The organism is Actinomadura napierensis (assembly GCF_039529375.1).
GTDB lineage: Bacteria > Actinomycetota > Actinomycetes > Streptosporangiales > Streptosporangiaceae > Spirillospora > Spirillospora napierensis.
On the sequence record NZ_BAAAMR010000049.1, the window covers coordinates 64,888 to 71,518 of the forward strand.

The 6,631-nt window shown below is 75.3% G+C and carries 10 protein-coding genes; 1 reads left to right on the forward strand and 9 read right to left on the reverse strand.

What is annotated here, in order from left to right:
• Positions 1–44 precede the first annotated feature (44 nt).
• Positions 45–1,583, reverse strand: a complete 1,539-nt coding sequence (gene pdxR / locus ABD296_RS25780) for a MocR-like pyridoxine biosynthesis transcription factor PdxR (protein ID WP_344272111.1) — start codon at positions 1,581–1,583, stop codon at positions 45–47.
• 28 nt (positions 1,584–1,611) lie between these two features.
• Here pdxR and ABD296_RS25785 point away from each other — a divergent pair, with 28 nt between their 5' ends.
• A complete protein-coding gene (locus ABD296_RS25785; protein WP_344272114.1) occupies positions 1,612–2,529 on the forward strand; it encodes an L-histidine N(alpha)-methyltransferase in 918 nt (305 codons plus the stop codon).
• A 12-nt stretch (positions 2,530–2,541) separates the two neighbouring features.
• On the opposite strand, the gene ABD296_RS25790 is transcribed toward ABD296_RS25785, so the two are convergent.
• Genes ABD296_RS25790 through gvpJ form a run of 8 tightly spaced genes read right to left on the reverse strand, consistent with a single transcriptional unit; the run spans position 2,542 to position 6,351 of the window.
• Positions 2,542–3,042: a gas vesicle protein K gene (locus ABD296_RS25790; protein ID WP_344272117.1), complete on the reverse strand. Its 501-nt coding sequence runs from the start codon at positions 3,040–3,042 to the stop codon at positions 2,542–2,544.
• Positions 3,039–3,260, reverse strand: a complete 222-nt coding sequence (locus ABD296_RS25795; RefSeq protein WP_344272120.1) for a gas vesicle protein — start codon at positions 3,258–3,260, stop codon at positions 3,039–3,041. Before ABD296_RS25795 ends, ABD296_RS25790 begins: the two co-directional genes overlap by 4 nt.
• Positions 3,257–4,162 carry a GvpL/GvpF family gas vesicle protein gene (locus ABD296_RS25800; protein ID WP_344272123.1) on the reverse strand — a complete coding sequence of 302 codons (906 nt, stop codon included), beginning with the start codon at positions 4,160–4,162 and terminating at the stop codon, positions 3,257–3,259. Before ABD296_RS25800 ends, ABD296_RS25795 begins: the two co-directional genes overlap by 4 nt.
• The gene (locus ABD296_RS25805) at positions 4,159–4,602 is read right to left on the reverse strand and encodes a gas vesicle protein (protein ID WP_455363864.1); all 444 of its coding nucleotides are present in this window, start codon (positions 4,600–4,602) and stop codon (positions 4,159–4,161) included. The genes ABD296_RS25800 and ABD296_RS25805 overlap by 4 nt, the downstream gene beginning before the upstream one ends.
• 6 nt (positions 4,603–4,608) lie before the next feature.
• A complete protein-coding gene (gvpO, locus tag ABD296_RS25810) occupies positions 4,609–4,869 on the reverse strand; it encodes a gas vesicle protein GvpO (RefSeq protein ID WP_344272126.1) in 261 nt (86 codons plus the stop codon).
• 28 nt (positions 4,870–4,897) lie between these two features.
• Positions 4,898–5,137 (reverse strand): gas vesicle protein GvpG, encoded by a 240-nt coding sequence (locus ABD296_RS25815; RefSeq protein ID WP_344272129.1) that lies wholly within the window; start codon positions 5,135–5,137, stop codon positions 4,898–4,900.
• A complete protein-coding gene (locus ABD296_RS25820) occupies positions 5,138–5,914 on the reverse strand; it encodes a GvpL/GvpF family gas vesicle protein (RefSeq protein WP_344272132.1) in 777 nt (258 codons plus the stop codon). It lies immediately after the preceding gene.
• Entirely contained in the window at positions 5,911–6,351 is a 441-nt protein-coding gene (gene gvpJ / locus ABD296_RS25825) for a gas vesicle protein GvpJ (RefSeq protein WP_344272135.1), read from the reverse strand. Before gvpJ ends, ABD296_RS25820 begins: the two co-directional genes overlap by 4 nt.
• Positions 6,352–6,631: the final 280 nt, after the last annotated feature.

A 6,631-nucleotide genomic window follows, 5' to 3' on the forward strand; every position in this document is an offset into this window, starting at 1 on the left:
CCGAGCCGGCACGGGGCTGGCGGGTCGAAGGGGTGTGGCCGGGGTCAGGTGAGGGCGTGGAGGGCGGCGGCGATCGCGGTGACGCCGTCGTCGATGGCGGAGGGGGCGGTGGCGGCGTAGCCGAGGACGAGGCCGGGCGGGCCGGGCCGCTGGGCGTGCCAGGACAGCGGCTGGGTCTTCACGCCGCGGGCGAGGGCGGCGGCGGCCAGGTCGGTGTCGCCGAGACCGGGGCGGCCGGGGAAGGTGACGAGCAGGTGCAGGCCGGCGGCGGCGCCGTGCACGACCGCGCCGGGCAGCCGGTCCCGGATCGCGGCGATCATCGCGTCGCGGCGGGCGCGGTGGCGGCGGCGCAGCAGCCGCAGCTGCCGCTCCAGCTCCCCCGACTCCATCAGGTCGGCCAGGACCAGCTGCGGCAGCGCGGCGTTGCCGAGGTCGGCGAAGCGTTTGGCGTCCACGAGCGCGTCGCGGTGGCGGGGCGGGGCGATCACCCAACCGGTGCGCAGCGCGGGCGCCAGGAGCTTGGAGACGCTGCCGGCGTACAGGACGCGGTCGGGCAGCATGGCGCGCAGTGCGGGGACGGGCGGCCGGTCGTAGCGGTGCTCGGCGTCGTAGTCGTCCTCGATGACCAGGCCGCCGGCGGTGGCCCAGTCCATCAGCTCGCGGCGCCGGGCGCCGTCCAGGACGGTGCCGGTCGGGAACTGGTGGGCGGGGGTGAGCAGGGCGGCGGGGGCGCCGGAGCGGCGCAGAGCGTCGACGCGGACGCCGTGGTCGTCGACCGGGACGGGCGGGGTGCGCATGCCCCAGTGGGTCAGGTGCTGGCGGGCGCCGAGGGAGCCGGGGTCCTCGACGGCGACGGTGTCGACGCCGGTGGCGCGCAGCACCTGGGACAGCAGGCCGAGCGCCTGGGCGGTGCCGGCGACGATGACGATGTCGGCGGGGTCGGCGCGGACGCCGCGGTTGCGGGCGAGCCACCCGGCGACGGCGGCGCGCAGGGCGGGCGTGCCGCGGGGGTCGCCGTAGCCGAAGGACGGCGCGGACAGGGCGGACAGGACGCGGCGTTCGGCGCGCAGCCAGGCGGCGCGGGGGAAGGCGGCCAGGTCGGGGACGCCGGGTGTCAGGTCGATGCGGGCGGGGGCGGCGCGCAGGACGTCGAACACGTCGGCGCCGGGCCGGCCGGGGAACACCGGCCGGCCCGGCGCGTCGGGTGCGCCCGGCGTAGGGGACGCGGGTGGGGCGGTGAGGGGTGCGGCGACGACGATGGTGCCGGCGCCGCGGCGGCCGGCGACGGGCCCGGCGTCGATGAGCCGCTGGTAGGCGTCGGTGACCACGCCCCGGGACACGCGCAGGTCGGCGGCCAGGACGCGGGTGGCGGGCAGGCGGCTGCCGACGGGAAGGCGTCCGTCGCCGTTCGCCTCGCGCAGCCGCCGGGCGAGCCAGTCGGCCATGCCGCCGGGCGGCGCGTCGGCGGTGTCGAGCTGCAGGAAGTCCGCCCCCGTCCGCGGGCCCGTCGCCGAGGCCGTCTGCGGGCTGGTTTCCGGCCCGGCTATGGACCGGTCGGGTGCGTCGCCATTGGACCTGTGCATCAGGCCATTGTGGCGGGACGGTGGGCACATGGAAACAGCGACCGCTTCCGGGCGCCCCTCAGGCGAGGCGCCCGGTTACGTTCACGGCTATTCGGCGCACGAGGCGCGGCGGCTCGGCGACCAGGCCGACACCCTCGCCGCGCTGCTGCACGGCGCGACCACCGGCCAGGACGGCCACCGGGATCCGGGCAGCGTTTTCCCGCCTGGTGCGCGGGTCCTGGAGGTCGGCTGCGGGGTGGGCGCCCAGACCGTCCACCTGCTGGCGGCCTCCCCCGGCGTCGACCTGACCGCCGTCGACGTGTCCGCCGCGTCCCTGGCGCGGGCCCGCGAGCGAGTGACGGCGCGGTACCCGCGCGCCCAGGTCCGGTGGCTACGCGCAGACCTGCACGACCTGCCGTTCCCCGGCGCCGCGTTCGACCACCTGTTCGTCTGCTTCGTGCTGGAGCACCTGCCCGACCCGGCCGCCGCCCTGGCCGGGTTGCGGCGGGTCCTACGGCCCGGCGGCACCCTCACCGTGATCGAGGGCGACCACGGATCGGCGTTCTTCCACCCCGACAGCGCCGCCGCGCGCGCCGCGATCGGCCACCAGGTCCGGCTGCAGGCCGCCGCGGGAGGCGACGCGCTCATCGGGCGCCGCCTGCACCCCCTGCTGACCGCCGCCGGATACCGGCAGGTCACGGTGCGGCCCCGCACGGTGTACGCCGACCAGAGCCGCCCGGCGCTGGTGGAGGGGTTCACCCGCAACACCTTCATCCCGATGGTGGAGGCCGTCCGCGGCGAGGCCCTGGCCGCGGGCCTGACCACACCGGAGGAGTTCGACCGCGGCATCGGGGACCTGCGCCGCACCGCCGGCGAGGGCGGCACGTTCCACTACACCTTCTTCAAAGGCACCGCCGTCAACCCCGGCGCCCCCGCCGACCGTCCAGACCACCAGCCGCCCCGCTGACGGCGGGCGGGGTCACTCTGGCAGCAGCGGGCCCAGCGGCCCCAGGTCGAGGTTCAGGTCGCCGTCCTCCAGGTCGAAGTGGTCCTTCAGCCGGGTCATCGCCTCGTCCAGCCGCATCAGTGCCAGCCCGAGCCGCTCGACCTGCTCGTCGCTGAGGTCGCCGCCCTCGGCGCGGCGCAGCGCCTGCCGCTCCATCAGCTGCCGGATCAGCTCCACCAGCGTCAGCACCAGCTTCACCAGGTCCCGCTCGACCGTCTCGGGGTCGGTGCGCAGCCGCTGCATGGTGCGCGACGACTGCTCGCGCAGCGCCGAGGCGTGGGCGGACGCGCGGGTGGCGCGGACCGGGGCCTCGCCGGACGCGCCGCCGGTGCGTCCGGCCAGGATGTCGTCGGTGAGCGGGTCGCCCGCCGCCGGGTCGCGCACCGACACCTCACCCGACACCGGCGCGCGGTCCCCGCCGCGAGGGCGGCCCGGACCGCGCGCCGGGTCGTGACCGTGGGGTGCGGGGTTCATGCTTCCTCCTCGCGCAGCATTTCGTCGCCGCGCAGCAGTTCGTTGCGGACCGAGGTGACCAGCGCGCGCAGCGACACCCGCACCAGGTCCACCTCGGCGATGGAGATGACCAGGTCACCGGTGATGATCACGCCGCCGGCCAGCAGCCGGTCCAGCAGGTCGACCAGCGCGACCCGCTCCAGCGGGACGTCGCGGCCGGAGTCCAGGACGGCCGTCACCGCGGCGCCCCCTGCGGCGCGTTCTCCGCGGCCTCCGGGGTGGTGGTGTCGATGAAGGAGTAGGGCGGCCAGGGCCCCGTCACCTCCACCTCGATCCCGGGGTACCGCTCCCCCGCCGCCCGGGCCGCGTCGGCGAACCCTGGCGCGTCGTCCTCGTCCAGCAGGTAGGCGGCATTGAGGATCTGCACCCCGGCGTGGCCCGACAGCTTGGGGTCCTGCGGCGGGTGGTGGCGGGAGGCCACCGCGAGGGCGGCCAGGCCGTCGTGGATCGCCGTGGCCTGCTCGCTGACCTTGCGGCCGGCGTCGGCGCGGCGTTGCCGCTCCTGCTGGCGGCGCCGCAGATACGCCGTCCCCGCCCCGGGCCCCTGCGCCGCGGGACCGGGCGCCGGTCCCGCGGATTCAGCGGCCTGGGGCGGTTCGGCGGGCTCGTCGGCTTCGAGGGCGTCGCGGTGCGCGTAGGCCTTGACGCCCCACTCGGCGCGGCCGGTCACCCGGTCCAGTGCCTGGGCGAACCGGTCGCCCTGCTCGGCGAGGACCTGCGCGACCCGCGCGTCGTCGCGGTAGATCGTGGCGATCCGTACGGGCGCGGTCGGCGCGGCGTGCGCGGCCCGGTCGACCACCTCGTGGTGGGCGCGGGCCGTCGCCTCCAGCCACGCCAGGTCCTCCAGGTTCTCGCGCAGCGCCGCCTCGCCGTACTCGTCCAGCCGGACGGTGCTGACCAGCGCGGTCAGCCCGCCGGGCCCGGCGGACGGCACGGCGCGGACGGGTGCGCCCGCCACGCCGGCCGTGTCGTCCAGCGCGGCGGGGTCCAGTCCCCGCGTCACCCCGTACAGGTAGACGGCGAGGTCCTCACCGATGCTCCCGCCGGGGGCGTGCTCGGCGACGGTGCGGTGGTCGGTCATGATCCGGCCTCCTTCTCCTGCGCCCGGGCCGGCGAGCCGGCGCCCTCGGCGGAAGCGGAACCGGTGGAGCCCGCTTCCAGTGCGGCGAGCCGCTCGCGCAGCCGCCGGTTCTCCTCCAGCAGCTCCTGGTCGGCGCCGCCTTCGACGCGCCCGTCGCCGCCGGACCGCTCGGACTGCGCGGTGCGCGCCTTGGACGACAGCGACGGGTCGTGCTCCCACCAGTCGATGCCCATCTCGCGGGCGCGGTCGACCGAGGCCACGAGCAGCCGCAGCTTGATCGTCAGCAGTTCGATGTCCAGCAGGTTCACCCGGATGTCACCGACGATCACGATGCCCTTGTCCAGGATCCGCTCGAGCAGGTCGGCCAGGTTGGCCGACTGCCGCTCCCCCGCCATCGACTTGGCGGGGCCCCGGGAGCCGGTCCAGGAGATCTCGCTCAATGGTCCTCAGTCCCTTTCCACTCGGCCGCGCGGGTAGCGGCGTACGCGCCGGTAGGACACCAGCTCACCGTCCGCGTCGACCTCGGTGTCGTAGATGGCGAGGATGTCGGCGGAGTCGGGGATGCGGTGGGTCTCCACCACCTCCACGCACACGCGCCAGCCGTCCTCGCCGGCGCGCTCGATCCCGACGACGCTCTCGGCGGTGCGCCCGGTCATCGCCGTCACGTGCTCGGCCGCCCGTTTGGCGGCCTCGGACGCCGACATCATCACTGGCCTCCCTCTACGGCCGCGCCCGCTACAGGCCGCGGGCGTGGCCCTCGTGCAGCCGGGCGATCAGTTCCTCTTCGCGGGCCGCGGCCTCGTCGTCGTCGATCTCGCCCGCGGCGACCTGGTCGGCGATCTCCTGCATCTCCGCGGCGATCCGGCCGGGGTCGTACAGCTGCTGCTCGGCCTGCTCGGTGAGCACCTCCGCCAGCCACACCACGCCGCGCACAGGTGCCAGCGGGAGCGTCACCAGGCCGGTGAACAGTCCCATTCAGGCCTCCGGGACGAAGTCGTAGGGCGGCAGCGGTCCGATCAGCCGCAGCCGGATCCGGTCGGCGTGCGCGTTGCCGAGTTCCTCCACGGCCTTCTCGAACACCTCGCGGCGGTCGGCGCGCACCAGGAACGAGGCGTCCAGGACGTCCTCCTCGCGGGCGGGGGTCTTGCGCACGAACGCCTCCGCGGCGGGCGCGGCCGCTTCCAGCAGCACCTGCCCGTCGTGTTCGCGGCGCCGGTCCATCGCCTGGGCGATCAGCTCGCCGAGGCGGACCTGGTCGTAGTAGACGGCGTCGGCGACGTCCGCGGGGACCTCGCGGAGCCGCTGCGACAGCTCGGCGACCTCCGGCTCGGACTGCATGATCTCCCGCAGGACCGTCTCCTGGACGTAGGTGGCCTTCAGCCGCAGCTCCACCCGGCCCTCGAGCTGGTCCATGACCTGCCCGAGCCGGTCGGAGTTGCCCTCCAGCAGCTCATTGCGGACCGCGGTGGGGTCCGACAGCGCGGCGCCGAACCGGAACGGCAGCACCACCAGGCCCGCGTCCAGCAGCGCGTTCAGCACCCGCTGGTGCGCCACCAGGTCGGCGCGCTCGCCCAGCGGACGGCCCGCGGGCAGGTCGCTGACGACCGCGGCGCAGCGGCCGCCGTCCTCGACCAGCCGCACCGGCCGGTCGTCCAGCCCCGCCACGTCGCCGGGCAGGGCAGCGCCGGAACGCGTCACCCCGTACACGTACTGGGGGGTCTTGTCCTCGCCGGGTTCGTTCGGGGAGGTCATTCGTCGTCCTCCTTCTTACGGGACGACCGGCGCCGCGCGGGCTCCTTGTCCTCGTCCTCTTCGTCGTTGGAGCCGCCGCCGAAGGTCTCCTTCAGCCGTTCGCCGGCGCCTTCCAGCGCGCCCCGGGTCTTCTTCTTCGCGCCCGACTCCTGCATGCCCTCCACGAACTGCGGGAGGCCCTGCGAGGTGCCGTCGTGGGCGATGTCGAGCCGGTTCACCGCCTTGGCGAACCGCAGGTAGGTGTCGACGCTGGCGACCACGATCCGCACGTCCACCGTGAGGATCTCGATGCCGACCAGCGACACCCGCGCGTAGATGTCGATGACCAGACCCTTCTCCAGGATCAGGTCGACGACGTCGGCGAGGCTGCTGCTGCTCGATCCGCCGCGCTGCACTGTTGAGGTGCCCGAGGTCTGCTGGGCGATCGGCCCAGTCATGTCATCTCCTTGTGTGGGGGACGTTCATGCACCCCCCTACCCCCCACGACCTCTCTAAACGGGCATACCGGTTTCGGTCAGGCGCCGGTCAAACGACACGGGGCGCCCCCGGGACCGTCCAAAGGAACCGTCCCGGGGGCGCCCGTCCAGGCCGACACGCGCATGTCGGCGCGCATGAGCCGGCCGGTCATGAGCCGGCCGGTGGTGGGGGTCAGCGTTTGGTGCGGCGGCCGATCAGGATGCCGGCGCCCGCGGCCGCGACCACCGGCGCCGCCCGCAG

Excerpts from the sequence above, each read along its gene's own strand:
- pdxR (WP_344272111.1), bottom strand. The coding sequence starts at position 1,583 with ATGCACAGGTCCAATGGCGACGCACCCGACCGGTCCATAGCCGGGCCG.
- ABD296_RS25785 (WP_344272114.1), top strand. The coding sequence starts at position 1,612 with ATGGAAACAGCGACCGCTTCCGGGCGCCCCTCAGGCGAGGCGCCCGGT.
- ABD296_RS25790 (WP_344272117.1), bottom strand. The coding sequence starts at position 3,042 with ATGAACCCCGCACCCCACGGTCACGACCCGGCGCGCGGTCCGGGCCGC.
- ABD296_RS25800 (WP_344272123.1), bottom strand. The coding sequence starts at position 4,162 with ATGACCGACCACCGCACCGTCGCCGAGCACGCCCCCGGCGGGAGCATC.
- gvpO (WP_344272126.1), bottom strand. The coding sequence starts at position 4,869 with ATGATGTCGGCGTCCGAGGCCGCCAAACGGGCGGCCGAGCACGTGACG.
- ABD296_RS25815 (WP_344272129.1), bottom strand. The coding sequence starts at position 5,137 with ATGGGACTGTTCACCGGCCTGGTGACGCTCCCGCTGGCACCTGTGCGC.
- ABD296_RS25820 (WP_344272132.1), bottom strand. The coding sequence starts at position 5,914 with ATGACCTCCCCGAACGAACCCGGCGAGGACAAGACCCCCCAGTACGTG.
- gvpJ (WP_344272135.1), bottom strand. The coding sequence starts at position 6,351 with ATGACTGGGCCGATCGCCCAGCAGACCTCGGGCACCTCAACAGTGCAG.